This is a genomic window from Xenorhabdus ishibashii, from assembly GCF_002632755.1.
GTDB lineage: Bacteria > Pseudomonadota > Gammaproteobacteria > Enterobacterales > Enterobacteriaceae > Xenorhabdus > Xenorhabdus ishibashii.
This window is the reverse complement of record NZ_NJAK01000002.1, coordinates 307,933-333,160: the sequence shown is the minus strand read 5'-3', so window position 1 is coordinate 333,160 and position 25,228 is coordinate 307,933. Positions and strand designations below refer to the sequence as shown.

General features: G+C 40.4%; 19 protein-coding genes and 1 tRNA gene. 12 read left to right on the top strand and 8 right to left on the bottom strand.

The features are described 5' to 3' along the window. Positions 1 to 1,947: a DNA topoisomerase III gene (locus Xish_RS17130; RefSeq protein WP_099119032.1), complete on the top strand. Its 1,947-nt coding sequence runs from the start codon at positions 1 to 3 to the stop codon at positions 1,945 to 1,947. Between the two features lie 55 nt (positions 1,948 to 2,002). On the opposite strand, the gene xthA is transcribed toward Xish_RS17130, so the two are convergent. Next, on the bottom strand, positions 2,003 to 2,809 hold the full coding sequence (gene xthA / locus Xish_RS17125) for an exodeoxyribonuclease III (RefSeq protein ID WP_099119031.1): 807 nt from the start codon (positions 2,807 to 2,809) through the stop codon (positions 2,003 to 2,005). 651 nt (positions 2,810 to 3,460) lie between these two features. Here xthA and Xish_RS17120 point away from each other — a divergent pair. Beyond that, positions 3,461 to 4,324 carry a helix-turn-helix domain-containing protein gene (locus Xish_RS17120; RefSeq protein WP_099119030.1) on the top strand — a complete coding sequence of 288 codons (864 nt, stop codon included), beginning with the start codon at positions 3,461 to 3,463 and terminating at the stop codon, positions 4,322 to 4,324. 401 nt (positions 4,325 to 4,725) lie between these two features. Here the strand turns inward: Xish_RS17120 and Xish_RS17115 are convergent. The 3 genes from Xish_RS17115 to Xish_RS17105 form a co-directional block, all read right to left on the bottom strand. Next, positions 4,726 to 4,810 (bottom strand) — tRNA-Tyr (locus Xish_RS17115). A gap of 142 nt (positions 4,811 to 4,952) precedes the next feature. Next, entirely contained in the window at positions 4,953 to 5,801 is an 849-nt protein-coding gene (gene purU / locus Xish_RS17110) for a formyltetrahydrofolate deformylase (protein ID WP_099119029.1), read from the bottom strand. Between the two features lie 67 nt (positions 5,802 to 5,868). Further along, entirely contained in the window at positions 5,869 to 6,330 is a 462-nt protein-coding gene (locus Xish_RS17105; RefSeq protein WP_244186204.1) for a YchJ family protein, read from the bottom strand. A gap of 282 nt (positions 6,331 to 6,612) precedes the next feature. Here Xish_RS17105 and galU point away from each other — a divergent pair, with 282 nt between their 5' ends. Genes galU through Xish_RS17090 form a run of 3 tightly spaced genes read left to right on the top strand, consistent with a single transcriptional unit; the run spans position 6,613 to position 9,917 of the window. Then, positions 6,613 to 7,530 carry a UTP--glucose-1-phosphate uridylyltransferase GalU gene (gene galU / locus Xish_RS17100; protein WP_099119027.1) on the top strand — a complete coding sequence of 306 codons (918 nt, stop codon included), beginning with the start codon at positions 6,613 to 6,615 and terminating at the stop codon, positions 7,528 to 7,530. A gap of 24 nt (positions 7,531 to 7,554) precedes the next feature. Then, positions 7,555 to 8,898, top strand: coding sequence for a UDP-glucose dehydrogenase family protein (locus Xish_RS17095; RefSeq protein ID WP_099119026.1), 1,344 nt, complete (start codon positions 7,555 to 7,557; stop codon positions 8,896 to 8,898). Positions 8,899 to 8,906: 8 nt separating this feature from the next. After that, on the top strand, positions 8,907 to 9,917 hold the full coding sequence (locus Xish_RS17090) for an NAD-dependent epimerase (protein WP_099119025.1): 1,011 nt from the start codon (positions 8,907 to 8,909) through the stop codon (positions 9,915 to 9,917). 237 nt (positions 9,918 to 10,154) lie between these two features. Here Xish_RS17090 and Xish_RS17085 read toward each other — a convergent pair whose 3' ends face one another. Further along, on the bottom strand, positions 10,155 to 10,556 hold the full coding sequence (locus Xish_RS17085) for an H-NS family histone-like protein (RefSeq protein ID WP_099119024.1): 402 nt from the start codon (positions 10,554 to 10,556) through the stop codon (positions 10,155 to 10,157). Between the two features lie 642 nt (positions 10,557 to 11,198). Between Xish_RS17085 and Xish_RS17080 the strand changes: the two genes are divergently transcribed. Then, positions 11,199 to 11,807: a thymidine kinase gene (locus Xish_RS17080; protein ID WP_099119023.1), complete on the top strand. Its 609-nt coding sequence runs from the start codon at positions 11,199 to 11,201 to the stop codon at positions 11,805 to 11,807. Between the two features lie 114 nt (positions 11,808 to 11,921). Here Xish_RS17080 and adhE read toward each other — a convergent pair whose 3' ends face one another. Beyond that, a complete protein-coding gene (gene adhE, locus Xish_RS17075) occupies positions 11,922 to 14,585 on the bottom strand; it encodes a bifunctional acetaldehyde-CoA/alcohol dehydrogenase (RefSeq protein WP_099119022.1) in 2,664 nt (887 codons plus the stop codon). Between the two features lie 1,020 nt (positions 14,586 to 15,605). On the opposite strand from adhE, the gene Xish_RS17070 reads away from it, so the two are divergent. The 6 genes from Xish_RS17070 to oppF all read left to right on the top strand — a co-directional run bounded on the left by Xish_RS17070 (position 15,606) and on the right by oppF (position 22,949). After that, positions 15,606 to 17,246 (top strand): ABC transporter substrate-binding protein, encoded by a 1,641-nt coding sequence (locus Xish_RS17070; protein WP_099119021.1) that lies wholly within the window; start codon positions 15,606 to 15,608, stop codon positions 17,244 to 17,246. Between the two features lie 128 nt (positions 17,247 to 17,374). Beyond that, the gene (gene oppA, locus Xish_RS17065) at positions 17,375 to 19,018 is read left to right on the top strand and encodes an oligopeptide ABC transporter substrate-binding protein OppA (RefSeq protein ID WP_099119020.1); all 1,644 of its coding nucleotides are present in this window, start codon (positions 17,375 to 17,377) and stop codon (positions 19,016 to 19,018) included. 81 nt (positions 19,019 to 19,099) lie between these two features. Further along, complete coding sequence (gene oppB, locus Xish_RS17060) at positions 19,100 to 20,020, top strand: oligopeptide ABC transporter permease OppB (protein ID WP_099119019.1); 921 nt, start codon at positions 19,100 to 19,102, stop codon at positions 20,018 to 20,020. Between the two features lie 14 nt (positions 20,021 to 20,034). Beyond that, on the top strand, positions 20,035 to 20,943 hold the full coding sequence (gene oppC, locus Xish_RS17055) for an oligopeptide ABC transporter permease OppC (protein ID WP_099119018.1): 909 nt from the start codon (positions 20,035 to 20,037) through the stop codon (positions 20,941 to 20,943). A gap of 9 nt (positions 20,944 to 20,952) precedes the next feature. Beyond that, the gene (oppD, locus tag Xish_RS17050) at positions 20,953 to 21,951 is read left to right on the top strand and encodes an ABC transporter ATP-binding protein (protein ID WP_099119017.1); all 999 of its coding nucleotides are present in this window, start codon (positions 20,953 to 20,955) and stop codon (positions 21,949 to 21,951) included. After that, entirely contained in the window at positions 21,948 to 22,949 is a 1,002-nt protein-coding gene (gene oppF, locus Xish_RS17045) for a murein tripeptide/oligopeptide ABC transporter ATP binding protein OppF (protein WP_099119016.1), read from the top strand. The genes oppD and oppF overlap by 4 nt, the downstream gene beginning before the upstream one ends. 103 nt (positions 22,950 to 23,052) lie before the next feature. Here oppF and Xish_RS17040 read toward each other — a convergent pair whose 3' ends face one another. Together Xish_RS17040 and cls are read right to left on the bottom strand one after the other, a co-directional pair. Then, entirely contained in the window at positions 23,053 to 23,382 is a 330-nt protein-coding gene (locus tag Xish_RS17040) for an HI1450 family dsDNA-mimic protein (protein ID WP_208614872.1), read from the bottom strand. 150 nt (positions 23,383 to 23,532) lie between these two features. Continuing rightward, on the bottom strand, positions 23,533 to 24,993 hold the full coding sequence (cls, locus tag Xish_RS17035) for a cardiolipin synthase (protein ID WP_099119014.1): 1,461 nt from the start codon (positions 24,991 to 24,993) through the stop codon (positions 23,533 to 23,535). Positions 24,994 to 25,228 lie beyond the last annotated feature (235 nt).

Sequence of the window (25,228 nt, the reverse complement as noted above, 5' to 3'; positions counted from 1 at the left end):
ATGCGTCTTTTTATTGCGGAGAAACCCAGCCTCGCGAGAGCTATTGCGGATGTTTTACCAAAACCCCATCGACGTGGGGATGGGTTTATTGAATGCGGTAATAACCAGTTTGTGACTTGGTGTGTTGGTCATCTATTGGAACAAGCTGAACCCGATGCCTACGATAGCCGTTACGCGCGTTGGGTATTGGCTGATTTACCGATCATTCCTGAAAAATGGCAGTTAAAGCCACGGGCAGCCGTGGCTAAACAGCTCAATACAATTAAATCCCTGTTGGAAAGAGCGAACGAAATAATCCATGCAGGTGACCCTGATCGTGAAGGTCAGTTGCTAGTGGATGAAGTGCTGGATTTTTTAGATCTGGATACGGATAAAAAACACAACGTCCAGCGATGCCTAATTAATGACTTAAATCCTCAGGCGGTCGCAAAAGCGATTGAACGGCTAAGGAACAATCGGGAGTTTATCCCCTTATGTGTTTCTGCGCTCGCCAGAGCCAGAGCGGACTGGCTTTATGGCATCAACATGACCCGTGCTTATACCTTATTAGGCAAAAATGCAGGTTATCAGGGAGTATTATCGGTTGGGCGTGTCCAGACTCCTATCTTAGGTTTGGTTGTACGCCGCGATGAAGAGATAGAACATTTCGTGCCGAAAGATTTCTTTGAAGTCAAGGCACATGTTGTTACACCCAATGAAGAGCGGTTTACGGCTTTATGGCAACCCAGTGAATCTTGTATTGATTTTCAGGATGAAGAAGGGAGGATTATTCACCGGCCGTTAGCTGAGCATGTTGTTGCGCGTATTACTGGACAACCTGCCCATGTCACTGCCTATCAGGATAAGCGTGAATCAGAAACGGCACCATTGCCTTTTTCCCTTTCATCTTTGCAGATTGAAGCGGCCAGGCGTTTTGGTTTAAGCGCTCAGGATGTACTTGATGTTTGTCAGCGGCTTTATGAAACCCATAAATTGATCACTTATCCACGCTCTGACTGCCGTTATCTGCCGGAAGAACATTTTGTTGGGCGTCATGCGGTTTTGAATGCCATTTCGGTTCATGCTGCCCATTTACTTCCGCAAGATGCTTTAGATACAGAGCAAAAAAACCGCTGTTGGGATGATAAGAAGGTTGATGCTCACCATGCTATTATTCCTACTGCACGTAGTAGCCAGATCAATTTAACAGAAAATGAAAGCCATATTTATAGCTTAATTGCGCGGCAATACCTGATGCAGTTTTTTCCTGATGCAGTATTTCGAAAATGTACGATTGAACTTGATATCGCTGGTGGGAAATTTATCGCTAAGGCGCGTTTTCTGGCAGAAGCGGGTTGGAGGACGCTGCTTGGCAGCAAGGAGCGGGATGAAGAGAATGAAGGCACGCCATTACCTGTTGCTGCTAAAGGAGATGAGTTATTGTGTGAGAAGGGCGAAGTGGTGGAAAGACAGACCCAACCTCCACGTCCTTTCACTGATGCAACATTATTGTCTGCAATGACGGGCATAGCTCGATTTGTGCAGGATAAGGCTTTGAAAAAGGTGCTTCGTGCAACTGATGGCTTGGGTACGGAAGCGACCCGAGCAGGGATCATTGAGTTGCTATTCAAACGGGATTTTCTGTACAAAAAAGGGCGCTCTATTCACGCTACTCCGGCTGGTCGGGCTTTAATTCATGTATTGCCGGATATGGCCGTATTGCCAGATATGACAGCACATTGGGAATCTTGTTTGACGCAAATCAGCGAAAAGCAATTCCGTTATCAGGATTTTATGTTACCCCTTCAGGAAACATTGCAGCAACTGATCTGGCAGGCAAAACAGCACCGTAATTTGAAGGCTTTTAGGGATTTGCCTCCCGTTCCTGTTAATACCAAAAAAGGGAAAGGAAAGCAGGTAAAATCCAGTAAGGGCAGGGCAAAGAAAGGCCAGTCTAATCAGGGATAATCCGCAGTAATGACACAGCACCGTCATGGATGGTGCTGTGTTTCATGAACGCTACTTATATTTTAAACTCTGTCCAAACAGGGGCATGATCGGATGGTTTTTCCATGCTGCGGATAGCATAATCGATACCAGAAGAGGTACATCTTTCTGCCAGCGGGTGGCTGGCAAGCAGCAAATCAATGCGCAGCCCACGATTATCATCAAAGCCTTTTGAACGATAGTCGAACCAAGAAAATTGGTCATTGACTTCAGGGTGTTGTGCCCGGAATGTATCGATGAATCCCCAATTTTTCAAACGTGCCATCCATTCCCGCTCTTCTGGTAAGAAAGAACATTTTCCTGTTTTTAACCAGCGTTTTTGGTTATTTTCTCCGATGCCAATATCGAGATCTGTTGGACTGATATTCATATCTCCCATAATCAGAATGTGTGATTTCGGAGAATGGTTAGTTTCCAGATAAGACAGCAGATCCTGATAAAATTTTTCTTTTGCAGGAAATTTAATCGGGTGATCGCGGCTCTCTCCTTGAGGAAAATAGCCATTGATTACAGTTAATAAACCAAGAGGTGTCTCGATATCGGCCATAATAATGCGGCGCTGAGCATCATCACCATCATTAGGAAAGCCTTTACGGATATCCACTGGTTGTTGGCGAGTCAGCAGGGCGACCCCATAGTGTGATTTTTGACCATGATAAAAGACGTGGTAACCCAGCTTACTGACTTCTTCTAGAGGAAACATTTCATCATGGACTTTTATTTCTTGTAATCCGATAACATCAGGTTGGTGTTGTTCAACAATGGCAGAGAGTTGGTGATGACGTGCTCTTAACCCATTAATATTGAATGATATAAATTTCATTTGTTATAATCACCTGTAGAATATGCTTTTTTTTAATATTAACAGATACAAATAAGTATGTAACCATTTATTAAATAATAAATTTCACCTAATTACCTTGGTAATTCGCTATTTTATTCATATATGTAATACTATATTGAATATAATGCTCTCGTTACCCAAAATTTAAAGTGTCGAATCGATTTTTAAAAAATAAAAAGACACTAAATCAATAAATAGTAAATTAATGGATATATAATAATTCACTGATTGTTATATGTTATATTCAACATTTGATATTATAAATTATAGTGAGGATTTTTATTCTTGGAATTTATTTTATGTTGTGTGTTACAAAAATTAATTAATGAAAAAGTAGAAGAATTAATCAATCTCTGATAGAAATTTGAACTTGTAGGCCATGGTTATATCTATTGGTGGCTTACAATCACGGTGGAATATTCATCATGATATAGATGAATAATATAGTTCATCTAAACCGCATTATTGCATCAGGGACTGGCGTTTTATATAAATGCCATTTGAAAAATACTTATTTTTATTGTACAAAATTATACCTTCATAATATCAAGTTTGATTTAGCGGTTACCTGATGAGAAGGCCATTTCAAGGAAATTATTTTAGCCACAAGTTACATAGGAACGGTGAATTATGTTTTTTTCTCGTAAATTAGAAGCATTCATGGCGGTGGTGGAAATGGGTTCTTTAAGCAAGGCGGCAAGAGTGATGAACCGTACGACTCCCCCAGTCGCTAAATCAATTAAAGACTTTGAAGCGACGTTAGGAAAGCGCTTGTTCAAAAGGGAGAAGTTTGGGATGATTCTGACCAAAGACGGAGTGGAGTTATATAATGACTTAAAAGAACTCTATTTGAAAGAGAAAGAAATTACAAAGAAACACATTAGCGGGAGTATTTGTAATGTTGTTAATATATACCATGATTGGGGTAAGAAAAAGCATCTGATTTCGCTTTATAAAGCAGCGGACAGAAATAATGCTCAAGTTAATATATTACGCTTCAGTTATGATAACATTGATGAAATAGTTGACTATGAGGGCAATACAATAATTTTAAGTTCAGAAAAAATACTTAGTGATAGATTCAGCCTGGTACGGAAAATTGATGGGCCAAATTTGGGGATTTGCTGCCGTAAGGAATTATTGGATGAAGTGAATGGGGACTTTACTCAATTGCTGAGAAAGAGAACGTGGTTATGTGATCCCGTTCTTTATAAAGGTAATTTGATAAAGAATTTGGAAGATGAAATGATAAAAAATGGAGAAAAAGTTAATATTCGACAGATGGATAATATAGAATGTTGTCTCAATTTTATTCAATCAACTGATTATATTTTTATTACAGATTCCCATTCCGGTGCATTGGAAGAGGGAGAAAGCCTTGGCTTCATTCCTATATCACGACCTGATGCAGTTAATCAGTGTTATGTCTACAAATCAAAATCTCATTCAAGCGTATTAAATCGTTTTATCGACTCCGTCAGTGATATGGAGTAACTGACTGCGTGAGCGGAGCGAATTATCTGATTTCTCAGCTCCGCTATGGGTGTTTTTTTAGCCGATTTTTTAATAGATTAGCGATGAACTTCGATGATTGGTGTAGGCAATGAAGTAACCATTTGTTGATCTTATAATGCATTAAAAGCTTAGAATAGATTTTTGATAGTGGTGAGGAAGGATGATGTGTCATTTCGTTCCTCACCTTTGGCTTATATAGATATACATCTCACCATTTCTGCTTACAACTATTCTATGGTATCCCAATCTGGATGTTAGTTGAACATATTAACACTTTTCAAATTGATGCGTTTTTTGAACCGATGACAAGCTATAATCTGCTATTTAGTAGGGAACAATATGCTTTTCTTACTTTTATATGATAAGACGTGAGTTTTTGATGGTGGTGGGGGAAGGATTCGAACCTTCGAAGTCTGTGACGGCAGATTTACAGTCTGCTCCCTTTGGCCGCTCGGGAACCCCACCAAATTTTTGAGTTGTATGCTGTCGTTAGCAGCGAGCGGCATAATATCAGATAAACCGCCGCTGTAAAGCAGATAATTGAAAATAAAGTATCGTACGCTTATTTTTCCTCCAGGCAGCTATAAATACAATACTTTATTGTTTATTAAAGAATAACGGTACGGTTACCATATACAAAAACTCGCTGGGAAAATACCCAGTATAATGCTTGACTCAAAACATTCTTTTCAACATCCCGTCCTGCACGCATCATCTCTTCGGCTGTATAGGTATGATCTACATTTATCACATCCTGAGTGATAATCGGCCCTTCATCTAAATTGTCATTTACATAATGAGCCGTCGCACCAATAATTTTCACACCACGTTCATAAGCCTGATGATAGGGGCGAGCACCGATAAATGCAGGTAGAAATGAATGGTGAATGTTGATTATCTGATTTGGGTAATGCTGAACAAATGCTGGTGTTAAGACTCGCATATACTTGGCAAGCACAACATAATCCGGCTGATATTGATCAATCTGCGCCATTAATGCTTCGTCATGTTGTTCGCGGGTTAAACCCTCATGACTGATGTAATGAAATGGGATATCAAATTGTTCAACTAATTTTTGCAACGTAGTATGATTACCGATGACAGCAGCAATTTCGACATCCAATCCACCATAGGCACTTTTAACTAAAATATCGCCGATGCAATGCGCTTCTTTTGTCACCATGATAACGATACGGCGTCGGCCTGCCGTATTTAATTCACGGTTTGAACCCGCAGGTAGGGCGTCATCCAAATCGGCCAGAAGAGTTTCATCATTAAAAATACCTTCCAGTTCGGTACGCATAAAAAATCGGCCAGTACGATGATCAACAAACTCATTGTTTTGAACAATGTTTAATTGATGTTTGTAACAAATGTTTGTGATTTTTGCGATTAATCCCTTAGAATCAGGACAAATCGTCCGCAAGATTTTTTTTTGTATGTTTGCGTTTTGCATAAATTACAAGAACCTCAAATATTCTTCACTGGGTGTGAGTTGCTACGTTTGATATTTAGATGCTGATTTAACCACAGCATTTCTTATATTTTTTGCCTGAACCACATGGGCAAGGGCTATTTCGGCCTATTTCAGGGCGAATACCATCTATATAAAACCAACGTTGATCGATGCGCAAAAAACGTGAGCGCTCATGAATCAATTGCTTATCTTGTTTTTCTTGTTCAATAAAACAAGCTGAAAATTCAACATAAGCTTCGTTATTATGTTTCCCCTGATGAGTTTCGAGGATATTTAATCCCAGCCATTGTACACCGGCAAAACTTTGTTCTATTTCTGTTCGCCAGTTTTCAGCCTGGCAATCTGGGTGCCAGGTAGCGATAAGATAATCTGCATCTTGGGTAACATAAGCGCTATATCTGGAACGCATCAGGGATTCAGCATTTGGGGCAGAGTGATGGTTTTCAAGATAAGGACTACAGCAAAAGCCGAAAGGTGAGCCACTGCCGCAGAGACACATTTTTGTCAAAATAACTCCAGTTATTTAAAGTGGTTGCTGTTAATAACACCGATTGATGATACTCGAAGATGGGCAGAGGTCGCAATGTTTGACAACCCAACATCTAATCATTGAAATGTGATTAAAAGCTCGTGCACTGTATATCTAGTCGAATTAACTGGTGTATACTCGGGCGCATTATTTTTTGCGAGTTCAATTTTCTTCACACATACAATTTTTTTGAGAGTTAATGCTATTGTTTAAGCCGTAAAGGAGTTTTTCGGTGAAAACATAGCAGTAGGAGATGATGTAATGTCAGTAATAAATAAAAAGGTCAAAAAAGCTGTTATACCTGTTGCTGGTTTGGGAACCAGGATGTTGCCAGCCACCAAAGCCATACCGAAAGAAATGCTCCCTTTGGTGGATAAACCACTTATTCAGTATGTGGTCAATGAATGTATCAAAGCGGGTATTAATGAAATCATTCTGGTTACACATTCATCCAAAAACTCAATAGAAAATCATTTTGATACCAGCTTTGAATTGGAAGCGATTCTTGAGAAAAGAGTCAAACGCCAATTATTGGACGAGGTACAATCTATCTGTCCAAAACATGTAACGATCATGCAAACCCGTCAGGGAATTGCTAAAGGATTGGGACATGCTGTGTTATGTGCTAAGCCACTTATTGGTGATGAGCCGTTTGCTGTTATTCTGCCTGATGTTATTTTGGATGAGTACAGCACCGACCTGTCAAAATATAATTTGAGCGAAATGTTATCGCGTTTTAACAGCAGTGGTGCAAGCCAAATTCTAGTTGAACCTGTACCTGTAGAAAGTGTTTCGGATTATGGCATTGTTGATTGTCTGGGAGAAAATTTACAGCCTGGGGATAGTAAACCTATAGCCCGTGTTGTTGAAAAACCAAAACCAGAAGAAGCACCATCGAATCTTTCCATTGTTGGCCGTTATGTATTATCCGAAAAAATCTGGCCATTACTGGCAAAAACTGCGCCAGGGGCAGGAGATGAAATACAACTGACCGATGCCATTGCCATGTTGATGGAAAAAGAGTCCGTTGAAGCTTATCACTTGCAAGGCCATAGTCATGATTGTGGTAATAAGTTGGGTTATATGCAGGCATTTGTTGAATATGGCATGAAACATAAAGAATTGGGCAAGTCATTCACGGATTGGATCATGACCTTGCAAAATCAGATTGAAAAATAATCTACTAGTACTTTAAGGTGTGATATGAAAGTTACTGTATTTGGTATTGGTTATGTAGGCTTAGTACAAGCAACCGTATTTGCTGAAGTGGGGCATGATGTACTTTGTGTCGATATTGATGCAAAAAAAGTCGAGAACCTGAAAAATGGTCAAATTCCTATTTTTGAACCGGGCTTGACGCCCTTGGTAAAGAAAAATCATGCTGAAGGACGGCTGAATTTTACAACGGATGCCAAAGCCGGTATTGCTCATGGCAAATTACAGTTTATTGCAGTAGGCACACCTCCTGATGAAGATGGCTCTGCAGATCTTAAGTATGTCACTGCTGTAGCCAGAACTATTGCGGAAAATATGGATGGTTACAAAGTTGTTGTTGACAAATCAACCGTACCAGTAGGTACGGCTGATAAAGTCAGGGCAGTGATGCAAGCAACATTGGCAGAGCGTAATCTGGAACTTCCATTTGATGTCGTTTCCAATCCTGAGTTTTTGAAAGAAGGTGCCGCTGTTGCTGATTGCATGCGGCCTGAACGCATTATTATTGGCTGTGATAATGATGATGTGGTTGATGTCATGCGTGAGCTGTATGAGCCATTTAACCGTAATCATGATCGTATGATCGTTATGGATATCCGTAGTGCTGAATTGACTAAATATGCGGCTAATTGCATGTTGGCGACAAAAATCAGTTTCATGAATGAAATTGCTAACTTGGCTGAAATGCTGGGCGCTGACATTGAAAATGTGCGCCAAGGAATTGGTTCTGACTCACGCATCGGATACCACTTTATTTACCCTGGATGTGGATATGGCGGTTCATGTTTCCCTAAAGATGTTCAGGCACTGATCCGAACGTCTGAACAAATTGGGTATACACCAAAAATTCTTCAGGCAGTGGAACAGGTTAATGAAACACAGAAAAGTAAATTGCCTGCTTTTGTCAGACAGCATTTTGGTGATGATTTATCAGGCAAGACATTTGCTATTTGGGGGCTGTCATTTAAACCTAATACAGATGACATGCGTGAGGCATCAAGCCGTGTTTTGATGGAAACGTTATGGAAATGTGGTGCTAAAGTTCAGGTGTATGATCCTGAAGCTATGCAGGAAGCTCAGCGTATTTATGGGCAGCGTGATGCCCTCTCTTTAATGGGAACAAAAGAAGCGGCATTAAAAGGTGCTGATGCTTTGATTATCTGTACAGAATGGCAAAACTTCAGAGCACCTGATTTTGATATGATTAAAGATTCATTAAAAACTCCTGTGATTTTTGATGGACGCAATCTTTATGATCCTGTACGCCTACAATCGCGTGGTTTTACTTATTACGGTATTGGCCGCGGGGCCTCAATCAAACCCGTCATTTGAGTTAATTTATGAAATTTTTAGTTACAGGCTCTGCTGGTTTTATAGGTTTTCATGTTAGTCAGCGGTTATTGAATATGGGGTATGAGGTTATTGGTATTGATAACCTCAACGATTATTATGATGTTAATTTGAAACAGGCGAGATTAAATTTATTACTCCCTTATTCAAATTTCAAATTTCAAAAATTAGACCTGGCTGACAGAGTCGCAATACCGGAATTGTTCGCAAAACATCAATTCCAGCGAGTGATTCATTTAGGTGCTCAGCCGGGGGTGCGTTATTCGATACAAAACCCTATGGCATATATAGATGCTAATATCGTCGGTCATATCAATATACTCGAAGGTTGCCGCCATCATTCTGTAGAGCATCTATTATATGCATCGTCCAGTTCAGTATATGGATTAAATAAAAAGCAGCCTTTTTCTACTGATGACTCGGTTGATCATCCTGTTTCTTTATATGCAGCAACGAAAAAAGCTGATGAATTAATGTCTCACAGTTATTCACATCTTTATCAACTCCCCACTACAGGATTAAGATTTTTTACCGTATATGGACCATGGGGGCGTCCTGATATGGCTTTATTTAAATTCACTAAAGCCATGTTAGAAGGTAAGCCGATTGATGTTTATAATCATGGCAATATGGTGAGAGATTTCACATATATTGATGACATTGTTGAATCTATAATCAGGTTGCAGGGTATCATTCCTACTTGCAATAAAGACTGGTCAGTTGAAGACGGTAAAATATCAGCCAGCTCTGCGCCGTATAGAGTTTACAATATTGGTAATGGACATCCGACAAAACTAGGTGATTTTATTGAAGCCATTGAAACCTCATTAGGGATTGAGGCGAAGAGAAACTTTATGGAAATTCAAGATGGCGATGTATTGTCAACGTGTGCAGATTCAAGCGCGCTTTACAATAAGATTGGCTTTTCACCTAACACTCCGGTAAAGGAAGGAGTGAAGCGATTTACTGATTGGTATTTAGACTTTTATCAAAAACTATGACAGTAGAAATAAGAAAAGGAGCGATTAGCTCCTTTTTTTATGATTTATGTTAATAAAAAACTAAGTTATTGTTAAGTTGTTTTTTATCACATCGAGAATATGAAAGCGACTTCGTCACTAATATAACTCTCTGTGTTTCTACATCAGCCCGTAATTAACCTGGTTAGTTTATATTAAGCATAAAACAAAAATACCCTCTCGCGGGTATTTTTGTTATCAAATTTACAAAGCAACTGATTAGATAAGGAAATCGTCCAGTGTTTTGCCTTCTTCTTCAATTGCTTTTTTGATTACGGCTGGTGTACGGCCTTGGCCAGTCCAGGTTTTAGTTTCACCGTTATCAATGTATGAATATTTTGCTGGACGAGCAGCACGTTTAGATTTACCAGTAGATTTACCACTTAAAGCATCTACTAAATCACTTAATTCAATGCCATCTTTTTCCAGCATTTCACGGTATTCTTGAAGCTTACGTGTACGCTCTTCTAATTGTTCACGAACCTGATTTTCTTCATCACGACGTTCTTCAACAACAGTCGTTAGTTTTTCCAACATTTCTTCTAAAGTAGTCAGTTCACATTCTCTTGCTTGTGCGCGCAAGGTACGGATGTTATTTAAGGATTTTAAATTTTCGCTCATTGTCCTGGTCTCAAATTATAATGATGATAGCTGATGTAGAGATAATAATAGAATGCTATTTTATTTTCTGCAATAGTGAATTTACTTTCTCAGGCTAAAATATGTCATTTTAAAATGCAATTTTTGAAGTAATCGATATATTGCGTTTTAATCCTGCTATTGGGTTTACCATTTTTCAATAAGGAAGAAGGGGATTACTGTAAAGTTTAGTAAGGGATAAAACATAGGGTCAAAACTAATTTATAGTCAATCCGTAAGAAACATTAACTGTTTTGCTGGAAATAAGTTGAGAGTAAGTGTGAGATAAAAGTTTTTTTATGGGTAATCCATTGGTTATGATCATAGTGGGTTAATTGAACAAAAGTAAACCACTATGATTATTAATATTCAAAGGATGAGGGTAAAAATAACTATTTTCTTTTTATGTTAATTTTGTACATTTGGCATGCAAGAAGTACTTATGGTGCTGGTTTTATATGCGCAAATGTGATGATTATCATGAAAATAATTTTCTCTTATTTATTTTAATTTGTTTCTGCTGCCCCACATTTGACAATAACAAGGATAATCTCAAGTGGAGTTTGTGGTAAGCTGGTACTGTTATATCGCCTGATTAATTTTGACAAGAGGACGGACAGGCCAATGGCCCAGCTTTATTTTTATTATTCTGCCATGAATGCAGGGAAATCAACTTCCTTATTGCAGTCTTCCTATAACTATAACGAAAGAGGAATGAGAACACTGATCTTTACGGCAGAAATCGATACTCGATTTGGTAAAGGAAAGGTTAGTTCCCGTATTGGCTTATCGGCAGAAGCGTTGTTGTTTTCACCAAAAATAAATATTGCTGAGCTTATCAGAGAAGAAAATGAGGAAGAAAAAGTCCATTGTGTTTTGATTGATGAATGCCAATTCTTGACAAAAGAGCATGTCGAGCAACTTTGTGAAATTGTAGATTATGACGACATCCCTGTTCTTTGTTATGGTTTAAGGACAGATTTTCAAGGTGAGTTATTCAGCGGTAGTGAGTATCTTCTCGCTTGGTCAGATAAATTGGTAGAGTTGAAGACAATTTGTCATTGTGGGAGAAAAGCCAGCCGTGTACTTCGTTTTGGTAACGATGGCAACGTTGTTTACGATGGTGCTCAGGTTGATATTGGTGGTAACGAAAAATACGTCTCTGTGTGTCGTAGGCATTATACTGACGTTATTCGTGAAGCCAAGGCTAAAAAAGGTTTAATACACCGCTAGTTGTAATCGAGAAATCTAAAACTATATAGATTAAGACGGCTGGAAAATAAAATAATAAAAGGCGCTGGGTTGCCCCTAACGCCTTTTCAGTTATATCCATCAGACTATCATTTATTATTCTTTTTTATTATTTTTTCGATTTGATTTTACTGTCTCCTGTAGTTTGTTCTCTTCAGTGAATTTACGGCCATAAAAAGAATCTAGCAGTAGTTGTTTCAATTCAGAAATCAATGGGTAGCGAGGATTTGCACCGGTACATTGGTCATCAAATGCATCTTCTGCGAGTTTGTCGATTTTCGCCAGAAAGTCGGCTTCTTGTACTCCTGTTTCACGAATTGAAGTTGGAATGTCCAGTTGAGACTTCATTTCTTCCAGCCAAGCCAGTAACTTGTCAATTTTAGCGGCAGTACGATCGCCTGATACGGTTAATCCCAGGTGGTCTGCAATTTCTGCATAGCGGCGTCGTGCTTGTGGTCGGTCATATTGGCTGAATGCAGTTTGTTTGGTTGGATTGTCATTAGCGTTGTAGCGAATAACATTACAAATTAACAGTGCATTAGCTAAACCATGTGGGATATGAAATTCAGAACCCAGTTTATGGGCCATAGAGTGACATACTCCCAAAAACGCATTAGCAAAGGCTATACCTGCTATAGTGGCCGCATTATGGACACGTTCGCGAGCAATGGGGTTTTTTGCTCCCTCGTGGTAACTGGCGGGCAAGAAATCTTTCAGTAGTTTCAGTGCTTGCAGTGCTTGTCCATCAGAATATTCATTGGCTAAAACAGAAACGTAGGCTTCTAATGCGTGGGTTACTGCATCCAGGCCACCAAAAGCACATAGTGATTTCGGCATATCCATGACCAGGTTTGCGTCGACAATCGCCATATCAGGGGTCAGTGCGTAGTCTGCCAAAGGATATTTCTGTCCGGTTACATCATCGGTAACAACCGCGAAAGGCGTGACTTCTGAACCTGTGCCGGAAGTGGTGGTAATGGCAACCATTTTCGCTTTCACACCCATTTTCGGGAACTTATAGATACGTTTACGAATATCCATAAAGCGCAGAGCCAGCTCCTCAAAATGTGTTTCTGGATGTTCATACATTACCCACATAATTTTAGCTGCATCCATCGGAGAACCGCCGCCAAGGGCAATAATGACATCAGGTTTAAACAGATGCATTTGTTCAGCACCTTTGCGAATGATGCTTAATGTTGGATCGGCTTCAACCTCAAAGAACACTTCAGTTTCAATACCATAAGATTTCAAAACATGAATAACCTGATCAGTATAACCGTTATTAAATAAGAAACGATCCGTCACAATAAAAGCACGTTTAGTACCATCGGTAGCGACTTCTTCCAATGCAATGGGCAAAGAGCCGCGGCGGAAATAGATTGATTTTGGAAGTTTGTGCCATAACATATTTTCGGCTCTTTTGGCGACGGTTTTTGTATTGATCAGGTGTTTTGGCCCAACATTTTCAGAAATAGAATTACCTCCCCACGAACCACAGCCCAGCGTCAGAGAAGGGGAGAGCTTAAAGTTGTACAAATCTCCGATACCACCTTGAGACGCAGGCGTGTTGATCAAAATACGTGCGGTCTTCATTTTGTTGCCAAAGTATTTAATACGCTCGGCCTGATTATCTTGTTCGGTATAGAGGCATGACGTATGCCCAATTCCCCCCATTTCAACCAATTTTTCGGCTTTTTCGACCGCATCTTCAAAGTCTTTACCACGGTACATGGCAAGCAGTGGTGATAGTTTTTCATGGGCGAAAGGTTCTGTTTCATCCACCAGAATCACTTCACCAATAAGAATTTTAGTGTTTTCAGGCACATTGATACCGGCCATTTCAGCAATTTTTGTCGCTGTCTGACCAACAATCGCTGCATTTAGGCTGCCATTTTTCAGGATAATATCTTGAACGGCTTTTAGTTCTTTTCCCTGGAGGAGATACCCTCCGTGGGTTGAAAAACGCTCACGAACTTGATCGTAAACAGAATCAACGACGATAACAGACTGTTCTGAGGCACAAATCACGCCATTATCAAACGTCTTAGACATCAGGATAGATGCCACGGCACGTTTGATATCGGCTGATTCATCAATGACGACCGGGGTATTGCCGGCACCAACACCAATAGCGGGTTTGCCTGAACTATAAGCGGCTTTTACCATGCCGGGGCCGCCTGTTGCCAAAATCAGATTAATATCAGTGTGGTGCATTAGGGCATTTGAAAGTTCAACGGAAGGCTCATCTATCCAGCCTATGATATCCTTTGGTGCGCCTGCCTCAACGGCTGCCTTTAAGACAATTTCTGCTGCTCTGTTAGTCGCTTTTTTGGCGCGTGGATGGGGAGAGAAGATAATACCATTACGGGTTTTCAGGCTGATAAGCGCTTTGAAAATTGCAGTGGATGTTGGGTTTGTTGTTGGAATAATGCCGCAAATTAGGCCAATAGGTTCAGCGATAGTAATAGTACCGAAAGTGTTATCTTCAGATAAGATACCGCAAGTTTTATCATCTTTATAAGCGTTATAAATATATTCAGAAGCGAAGTGGTTTTTGATCACTTTATCTTCCACGATCCCCATGCCAGATTCAGACACGGCTAATTTAGCCAGTGGAATACGGGCATCAGCCGCGGCAAGAGCAGCAGCGCGGAAAATTCGGTCGACTTGCTCCTGAGAAAAATTGGCAAATTCATGCTGGGCTTTTTTTACGCGAGCAACTAATTCATTAAGTTCTGCGACGTGAGTTACAGCCATAAAAATTACTCCTGACAGATGTTAAATTTTTTAGGGAAATTAGCTGCGAGATCATTAATTTATTAAATAATATAATGAAATTAATCGTCTAAATTTAATTGTATATACCGCTAATTACCTTAAGAAATTACTTAACAAAATGATTAACATAGAAATAGTGACTTTCCTTGAAATTCTACGTTGAATACAGCTTACCATTTACAGGCATCATTATTGTGATTTAGATCATGAAAACATTAAGCTGACTCAATTCAGCTATTATTTCTGAAGGAATGATTATTAGTTGATTATTTAACCTTGAAAATACAAGTTATTAACTTTTTGATGGGTTAGTATTAATGTAATTACTCGAATTATGGGGTTATTATTAATATTCTTGACATCATGGCTTGGCCTTGCTTCCGAATTACTTTGATATAACAAGAATAATTTATATATTTATTTGGGTTTTAATGAAATAAGATGAAACTTCATACTCAGATAGGGAGTAAATTAATCTAAAATTAACTAATAAATAACTAATTAAAGTGTAATCGGCCGATAACATCATTTCTGCGTAATTTTCTTGAAAAATTGTTCATATTTTATTCCTTTTTAATCTGTGATTTTCTTAAAATAATACTGGGATTTTTTACACGTATTTCATGTTTCATCACCTTATCTAACCGGTGCCTTGTATTATTGTTTTGTGATGAAGATGGACTTTTACTCTGTGATGATTGCATTTTGTTAAAATAATGTTTATTTTCTCTTTTGATAGTACTCTATGAATATTGCCTGGAGATAAAAGAACAAAATCTATTATTATCACTGTGTTACATTAGTTTTTTGAATGCATTGTATGCAGGGGTAATCAATAATATTAATGTTTTAATAAATTTATTATAAAAATCAACTAACAATTATTGTGTGGGCACAGTTTTTTAGTAGGTTAATTACCATTTATTAACGAGATGAGTAAATTATTGGAGTTAGTAGATTAAAAACGATTCATTTACTGTTTATAACTTGGAGCGAAATATGAGAAAAAAAACATCAAAGTTAGGCCAGTTGATTTCAAGTATCGTTTTATTCTCTTTCCCTGTTGCACAGAGTCTCTCTGCAACTGTTCCTGTAGGAGTCACACTCGCTGAGAAACAAGAAATAACTATTAACAATGGTGTCGAAGTCACTTCATTAGATCCGCATAAAGTTGAGGGTGCTCCAGAAACTGTCATTATCCGCAATCTACTGGAAGGACTGGTAACGACTGGGCCAAATGGTGAAACTGTGCCTGGCGTGGCAGAAAGATGGGAGAATGACGGTTATAAGGTATGGACATTTTACTTACGTCACGATGCCAAATGGAGTGATGGTAAGCCTGTGACTGCACAGGATTTTGTCTACAGTTGGCGTCGCCTTGCTGATCCAAGCACAGGATCGCCTTATACCAGTTACTTGCAATATGCCTATATTCAGAACGTTGACGATATTCTGAAAGGAATAAAATCACCGGAACAATTAGGTGTTAAAGCGTTAGATGATCACCGTTTCCAAATAACACTGAACCAACCTGTTCCTTATCTGGTCGATATGTTGAACCATACAGCGATGAAACCTGTAAGACAAGATGTCATTGAAAAATGGGGGAACAAATGGACCTTGCCAGAACACTATATTGGCAATGGTGCTTATACATTGAAAGATTGGGTGGTCAACGAGCGAATCGTTTTACTGCGGAATCCCCAGTATTGGAATGATAAGGAAACGATTATTGAAAAGGGCACTTTCCTGCCCATTGTCTCAGGAATTAGTGATGTTAACCGTTATCGTAGCGGGGAAGTGGATATCACTAATAATGCGATTCCTCCTGATCTCTACCAAAAAATGAAACGGGATATTCCTGAACAATTGCACGTTTCACCTTATCTGTGCACATTTTACTACGAAATTAATAACCATAATCCTCTGTTTAGAGATAAACGGGTGCGTGAAGCCATAAAACTGAGTCTTGACCGAGATATCATTACCGAAAGAATTATGGCGCAGGGGCAAATTCCGGCGTATGGGTTTACTCCCACTTATATTGGCGGCGGTTTGTCCATTAATCCAGCATGGGCAAGTTGGACCCAGGAACAGCGTAATCAACGGGCAAGGGAATTGTTGAAAGAGGCAGGTTTTGATACTAGTAATCTTCTTAAGTTTACCTTGTTGTACAACACATCCGAGCAAAACAAACAACAAGCCATCGCCGCGGCTTCTATGTGGCAGAAAAATATTGGCGCAAAAGTCACGTTGCAAAATCAGGAGTGGAAAACCTCGCTCCAGAACCGCCATCAAGGGAATTATGATGTCGCGAGGGCAACATGGTGTGGCGATTATAACGAACCTTCTTCTTTCCTGAATATGTTGCTGTCAACCAGCAGTAACAATACCGTTTTTTATCACAGTAAGACTTTTGATAACTATCTCAACCATGCCCTGACAGCCAAAGATGACGCTACACGTCAGGAATTTTATCAGCAAGCTGAAGCTCAGCTTGATAAAGATTCAGGGCTGATACCAGTCTATTACCGCGTCAGTGTGCGCCTCATTCGCCCGACGGTTGGGGGAATAACAGGGAAAGATCCCATGGATTATACCGATCTAAAGAATTTGTATATTAAAAAGGTGAATAATTAATTTTAATTATCGTCACAAGATATTGTCTTGCCGTAAACAAAATAGTTCCTTTTGGGGGCGGATAATAATTATCCCAATGCGTGGATATGACTTTAGTAGGTCGAATGATATTAGTTGGAGAGAATAAGATGATAAACACAACAAAGAAAAAACTGGCTACTGGCATTACGGTAGCTCTAGGCATGATAATCGGAGGGCAGGCCTTTGCAGCGCAAGTGCCGGCTGGCGTGCAACTTGCAGATGTCGCGAAACAAGTTTTGGTTCGCAACAATGGCTCGGAACCCCAATCGTTGGACCCACATAAAATCGAAGGCGTACCAGAATCTAACATCGCCCGTGATTTGTTTGAAACTCTGGTGATCAATGACCCTGACGGTAAAATTATACCGGGAGTTGCAGAAAGTTGGGAAAATAAGGATTTCAAAGTTTGGACATTCCATCTGCGTAAAGATGCAAAATGGTCAAATGGTGACCCTGTCACTGCGCAGGATTTTGTCTATAGCTGGCGCCGTATATCAGATCCAAATACTGCGTCCCCCTATGCAAGTTTTCTTCAATATGCCCATATTCTTAATGTTGACGATGTCATCAAAGGTAAACAGAAACCGGAAGCACTGGGCGTTAAGGCATTAGATGACCATACATTACAATTAACACTCAGTGAAGCAGTTCCTTATTTAGTCAGATTATTTGTTCACCCGACAACATCTCCAGTCCATCGTGCAACAATTGAAAAATATGGTGAAAGATGGACACAACCACAAAATTTTGTTGGTAATGGCGCTTATAAACTGAAAAGCTGGGTGATCAATGAACGCCTTGTTTTCGAACGTAGCCCAACGTATTGGGACGATAAAAACACAGTCATTAATCAAGTGACTTTCTTGCCTATTTCGTCTGAAGTGACGGATGTTAATCGCTATCGCGCTGGCGAAATTGAAATGACTTATACCAACTTACCGGTCGAACTATTTCAAAAACTAAAAAAAGAAATTCCCGAACAGTTGCGTGTAAACCCATATTTATGTACTTATTATTATGAAATAAATAACCAAAAACCCCCATTTAATGATCCCCGTGTGCGCACTGCACTGAAATTAGGTATGGATCGCGATATCATAACTTATAAGGTCAAGAACCAGGGAGACTCACCGGCCTATGGTTATACTCCCCCCTTTATTGCTGACTTCAAAGATGAGAAACCAGACTGGTATGCCAAACTGAATCAGCAGCAGCGTAATGAAGAAGCGAAAAAACTCCTGGCAGAAGCTGGCTTTACTAAAGATAACCCACTGAAAATTAATCTTTTGTATAACACTTCTGATCTACATAAAAAATTAGCCATTGCCGCGGCATCCATTTGGAAAAAGAATATTGGTGTTGAGGTTTCCCTCGAAAACCAAGAATGGAAAACTTTTCTTGATTCCCGTCATCAGGGTAATTACGACATTGCCCGTGCTGGGTGGTGTGCAGACTATAACGAAGCGTCCTCTTTCCTGAACTCGATGTTATCTGATAGCAGCAATAACACAGCTCACTATAAGAGCAAAGAATTTGATGCCTTGATGGAACAAACCCTGCAAGCCAAAACTGATGAAGAGCGTGCTGAGATTTATGCCAAAGCTAATGCGGAACTAGACAAAGACTCAGCGATAGTTCCGCTTTTTTACTATGCGAGTACCCGTTTAGTGAAACCTTATGTAGGTGGTTATACCGGTAAAGATCCATTGGAAAATCTCCATACTAAAGATCTGTACATAATAAAACATTAGGAATTTGCAGGTGATCCAATTAGGTCACCTGCTTGTTAAATAATTAAAAGCCACGGTTTGGCCAAACAGTAGGAACGGGCAATGCTAAAATTTATTTTACGTCGCTGCTTAGAGGCGATCCCGACACTCTTTATACTTATTACTATTTCGTTTTTTATGATGCGGCTTGCTCCGGGTAGCCCATTTACAGGAGAAAGGAAGCTACCGCCAGAGGTGATGGCAAATATTGAAGCGAAATATCATCTGAATGATCCTATTTATAAGCAATATTTCAATTACTTAGTTCAGCTTTCCAAAGGGGATTTTGGCCCTTCATTCAAATATAAAGACTACAGTGTAAATGATCTGGTTGCAGAAGCTTTGCCTGTTTCTGCTAAATTGGGATTGGCTGCTTTTATTATGGCAGTCATATTTGGGGTCAGTGCAGGCGTCATTGCAGCATTGAATCAGAATACCAAATGGGATTATACGGTGATGGGATTTGCCATGACAGGGGTTGTGATCCCCAGTTTCGTGGTCGCCCCTTTATTAGTTTTGATATTCGCCATTACATTGAAATGGTTGCCAGGAGGAGGCTGGAATGGCGGAGCACCTAAATATATGCTCTTGCCAATGGTTGCGCTTTCCCTTTCTTATATTGCCAGTATATCCCGTATTACCCGCGGTTCCATGATAGAAGTCTTGCATTCCAACTTTATTCGTACGGCACGCGCCAAGGGTTTGCCATTGCGAAAGATTATTTTTCGTCATGCATTAAAACCCGCCTTATTACCCGTTATCTCTTACATGGGACCTGCGTTCGTAGGCATCATTACGGGTTCAATGGTTATCGAAACTATTTTCGGTTTACCTGGCCTGGGACAATTATTTGTCAATGGCGCATTAAACCGTGATTACTCACTGGTGCTTAGTTTGACGATCCTGGTGGGAAGCTTGACCATTATGTTTAATGCCATCGTTGATGTGCTGTATGCCGTCATTGATCCGAAAATTCGTTATTAGAACTGGAGCACGCAATGTTACTGAATAAAAAAAATAGCGAAGCTCTGGAAAACTTTTCTGAGCAACTGGAAATTGAAGGCCGCAGTTTGTGGCAGGATGCACGTCGCCGTTTTATGCATAACAAGGCGGCGATTACAAGTTTATGTATTCTAATTCTGATCACATTATTTGTGATCTTAGCCCCGATGTTGTCCCAATTTGCTTACGATGATACAGATTGGAATATGATGACAATGCCACCTGATTTTGAATCCAAACACTATTTTGGTACGGATTCATCAGGGCGTGACTTGCTGGTACGTGTTGCCATTGGCGGACGTATTTCATTGATGGTCGGGATTGCCGCTGCTTTGATTGCCGTATTATTTGGCACTTTATATGGTGCGATGTCAGGTTATCTTGGTGGTAAAATTGACATGGTCATGATGCGCTTACTGGAAATCCTCAACTCTTTCCCATTTATGTTTTTCGTTATCCTTCTGGTTACTTTCTTCGGTCAAAACATCCTGCTCATTTTCGTTGCGATAGGCATGGTATCGTGGCTGGATATGGCACGTATCGTCCGTGGTCAGACTCTGAGTTTAAAACGCAAGGAATTCATCGAAGCGGCGCTGGTTTGTGGGGTTTCTAGCCGTAATATCGTTTTGCGCCATATTGTGCCAAACGTATTGGGTGTTGTGGTGGTTTATGCCTCATTACTTGTACCTAGTATGATCCTGTTTGAATCTTTCTTAAGCTTCCTTGGCTTGGGTACTCAGGAGCCACTCAGTAGTTGGGGAGCTTTGTTAAGTGATGGTGCCAACTCGATGGAAGTGGCTCCGTGGTTACTGTTATTTCCGGCCGGCTTTCTGGTAATGACCCTGTTTTGTTTTAACTTTATTGGTGACGGCCTGCGAGATGCCCTCGACCCGAAAGACCGTTAAGGAGAGCCTATGAATAGCGTAGAAACTTCAAAAAATATTGAATCACTCTTATCGGTAAAAGACCTGAATGTTGTATTCAGCACTCCTGACGGCAACGTGACTGCCGTAAATAAATTGAATTTTGAACTACAGGCCGGAGAAACACTGGGGATCGTGGGAGAATCGGGTTCGGGTAAATCGCAGACGGCATTTGCGCTAATGGGATTATTAGCCAGTAATGGCTCTGTCAGTGGTTCAGCCCACTTTAATGGGCGGGAAATTCTCAACCTGAAAGAAAAAGAGCTGAACCGGATGCGGGCAGAGGAGATATCAATGATATTTCAAGATCCCATGACTTCCCTAAACCCTTATATGCGAGTGGGTGATCAATTAACAGAAGTATTGATGCTACATAAAAATATGGGGAAAAAAGAGGCCGTTGAGGAGTCCATTCGTATGCTGGATGCGGTTAAGATGCCAGAGGCACGTAAGCGAATGAAAATGTATCCTCATGAATTTTCTGGGGGTATGCGTCAACGAGTCATGATTGCGATGGCTTTGTTGTGTCAACCGAAGTTGTTGATTGCCGATGAACCAACAACGGCATTAGACGTGACCGTTCAGGCCCAGATCATGACGTTGCTCAACGAGCTGAAAAGAGAATTTAACACGGCCATCATCATGATTACCCATGACTTGGGCGTGGTTGCTGGTATTTGTGACAAAGTACTAGTGATGTATGCGGGAAGAACAATGGAATATGGTACGGCGCGTGACGTATTTTACCAGCCTACACACCCATACTCTATCGGGTTATTAAATGCGGTTCCCCGTCTGGATGGTGATGAGGAATCATTGGAAACGATTCAAGGTAATCCTCCCAACTTATTGCGTTTGCCAAAAGGATGCCCATTCCGGCCACGTTGTCAGTTTGCCTCTGAGCGTTGTGGTCGTGAGGAGCCACAATTAGAGAAATTTGGTTTTGGGCGCTTGCGTGCCTGCTTTAAACGCCAGGAGGAATTAGTATGAGCGCCATAACTGAAAAACGTGTCTTATTGGAAGTTGACGATCTCAAAGTTTATTTTGATATTAAAGATGGAAAACAGTGGTTCTGGCAGCCGGCAAAAACCTTAAAAGCGGTCGATGGCGTGACCTTAAGGTTATATGAAGGCGAAACTCTGGGCGTAGTGGGAGAATCTGGCTGCGGAAAATCAACCCTTGCCAGAGCCGTTATTGGCTTGGTGAAAGCATCTGGTGGTGCCGTCACCTGGCTTGGTCAAAATTTGCTGGATATGAATGACAGGCAGTGGCGGGATATTCGCAATGATATCCAAATGATTTTCCAAGACCCTTTGGCATCGCTGAATCCGCGTATGACGATTGGTGATATTATTGCTGAGCCATTGAGGACGTATCACCCCAAAATGAAAGATAGGGAAGTAAAAGAAAAAGTTCAAAAGATGATGATGCGGGTAGGGCTGTTGCCTAACCTGATAAACCGTTACCCTCACGAATTCTCTGGAGGCCAGTGCCAGCGTATTGGCATTGCCCGTGCTTTGATTCTGGAACCGAAATTAGTTATCTGTGACGAGCCGGTTTCAGCGCTGGATGTTTCCATTCAGGCTCAGGTTGTTAACCTGTTGCAGGAATTACAGCGGGAGATGGGGCTTTCCCTGATATTTATTGCCCATGACTTATCGATAGTGAAACATATATCAGACCGCGTATTGGTGATGTATTTAGGCAATGCCGTAGAATTAGGCACTTACGACGAGGTTTACCATAACCCGTTGCACCCATATACGAGGGCACTTATGTCGGCGGTGCCGATCCCTGATCCAGACAAAGAACGCAATAAGCATATTGAATTGCTGGAGGGAGAGTTGCCTTCACCGATTAATCCCCCATCTGGATGTGTATTTCGTACTCGCTGCCCAATGGCTGATGCCGAGTGCGCTAAGACTCGGCCGTTGCTTGAGGGTAGCTTTAAACATGCGGTATCTTGTCTCAAAGTTGACCCGCTCTAATCAATGGTGTTTTATCTATGTGACACTGTCACGAATTTACACTCAATGCCCTCATGGTGAGGGCATTTTTTTATCGTTTCGGGGAATAGATTGGAAGGGAGTACTATTTCTTCCACAGAATATGGCAGATGGGGTGTGATTTTTCCCGGCAGATCAAGACACGGGCAAAAATATCATCAATTTCGGCATCCTCTGATTCAGCCAGGCCAATAATAACCTCTGAAAAAAAGTCTGGCTCCAAATCAAAATCAACATATTTAAGCCAGATCCCTGAGGGTTCCACTAATTCAACACCACCCCGTTCTTCAAATTGCAAATTAAACAATAGGCTGTCAGCCGGATCGAGATTAGAAAGTGCCTGTTCCAAAAAGATATCGTAAGCTTTTTCAAGCGCTTCATCTTCAGTCATTCGGTTATTTAAGTCCAATTGCATAGAATGTGTTGGTTGATTTTCCATGATGCAAGATCCGATATTAATCACAAGATGAAATTAAAACATGTTCTGTAATGGATGAATACTTTTATTCATGATGAAACGATCTGTGTTGAAAAAATGACTGGTCAATTTGTTTTCTATCATAAATCATAGAAGAGGACTGAAAAAATAACAGATACGTTCAAGGATACGATGCCACACCGGACGTTTTTCCCATTTATTGTTTGCAAGCAATGTTGAACGCATAATATAGCCTTGTTGAACCAGGGTTAAATCATTGCCAAAGTGTTCATCATCAATTACTACGGTAATTTCAAAATTCAGCCACAAGCTGCGCATATCTAAATTGACAGAACCGACCATACTGAGCTGCCCATCGACTAAGACACTCTTGGTGTGTAATAAACCATCTTCAAATTGATAAATTTTCACACCGGCTTCCAGTAACTCCGAAAAAAATGCGCGGCTGGCCCAGCGAACAAGAAATGAATTATTTTGGCTTGGCACGATGATACTGACATCCACTCCGCGCATAGCCGCAGTGCAAATAGCATGCATTAAATCATCGCTGGGAACAAAATAGGGGGTGGTAAGAATAAGTTGTTCGCGGGCAGCAAAAATAGCGGTCATCAGGGATTGCTGGATCAATTCATCAGGGAATCCTGGACCGGAAGCAATAACTTGAGCTATATGACCGCTGGCTTGTTCAAAGGGCATGGTGACACCGTCAGGCGGAGGAGGAAGATAACGCTGCCCTGTTTCCATTTCCCAGTCAAAAGCGTAAATGATCCCCAATGTTGTCGTAACAGGGCCTTCCATTCTCACCATGATATCGACCCATTGACCAACTCCTGCATCTTGTTTAAAAAAACGAGGATCAACCATGTTCATACTGCCGGTGTATGAAATATGATTATCGATCAGAATAATTTTTCTATGCTGGCGTAAGTCCATGCGACGCAAGAATAAACGGAAAATATTAACTTTTAGCGATTCGACAAATTCGATACCAGCCTTTCGCATAATATCAGGATAAGGACTACGGAAAAACTGCCAGCTTCCTGCCGAATCCACCATGATTCGACATTTAACACCGCGTTTGGCAGCCTGCATCAGGGCATCTGTGACCTGATCAACCAACCCGCCGGATTGCCATATATAAAATACCATCTCGATATTGTATTTGGCATTTTCAATGTCATGAACAATCGCTTTTAGCGAATTATCATAAGAGGTCATGAGTTGCATTCTATTGCCTCTGACACCTTTGATCTTTTGGCGTCGTTCACACAGTTGAAACAGCGGAGTAGCAACTTCACTATTTTCATTGGCAAAAATTTGAGGAGAGTTGCTTAATTCGGCTAACCATTTGGCTACAGATGAACGCATTTGTCTGGCTTGCTCAACTCTGCGTTTACCAAGATGCAATTCGCCGAATGACAAATAAGCCACGATCCCGACTAAAGGAAAAATGTAAATAATGAGTAGCCACGTCATTGCTGATGTCACTGGACGACGTTTCATCAAAATTCGAATAGTGATACCGGCAATAATCAGCCAGTAGAAGAAAATCGTCAGCCAGCTCAGTACAGAGTAGAAAGTTGTCATACGTGGCAATCAATCCTATTTATTTAGGTATTTTATGCGATCATTACCGCAAGTTTTTAGAAATTCGGGCAAACTATCAACATAATATCATTAATTGAACAGAGAGCAATTTTAGCAAAAAAGCGATAATTATGATAAATGTCATTACTATTTAGCTAGTTATAACTACAAACCTGACTTGATGAACTGTATGCAATATATGCAAGTTGATATAAATAAATCATGAATGCTTGAT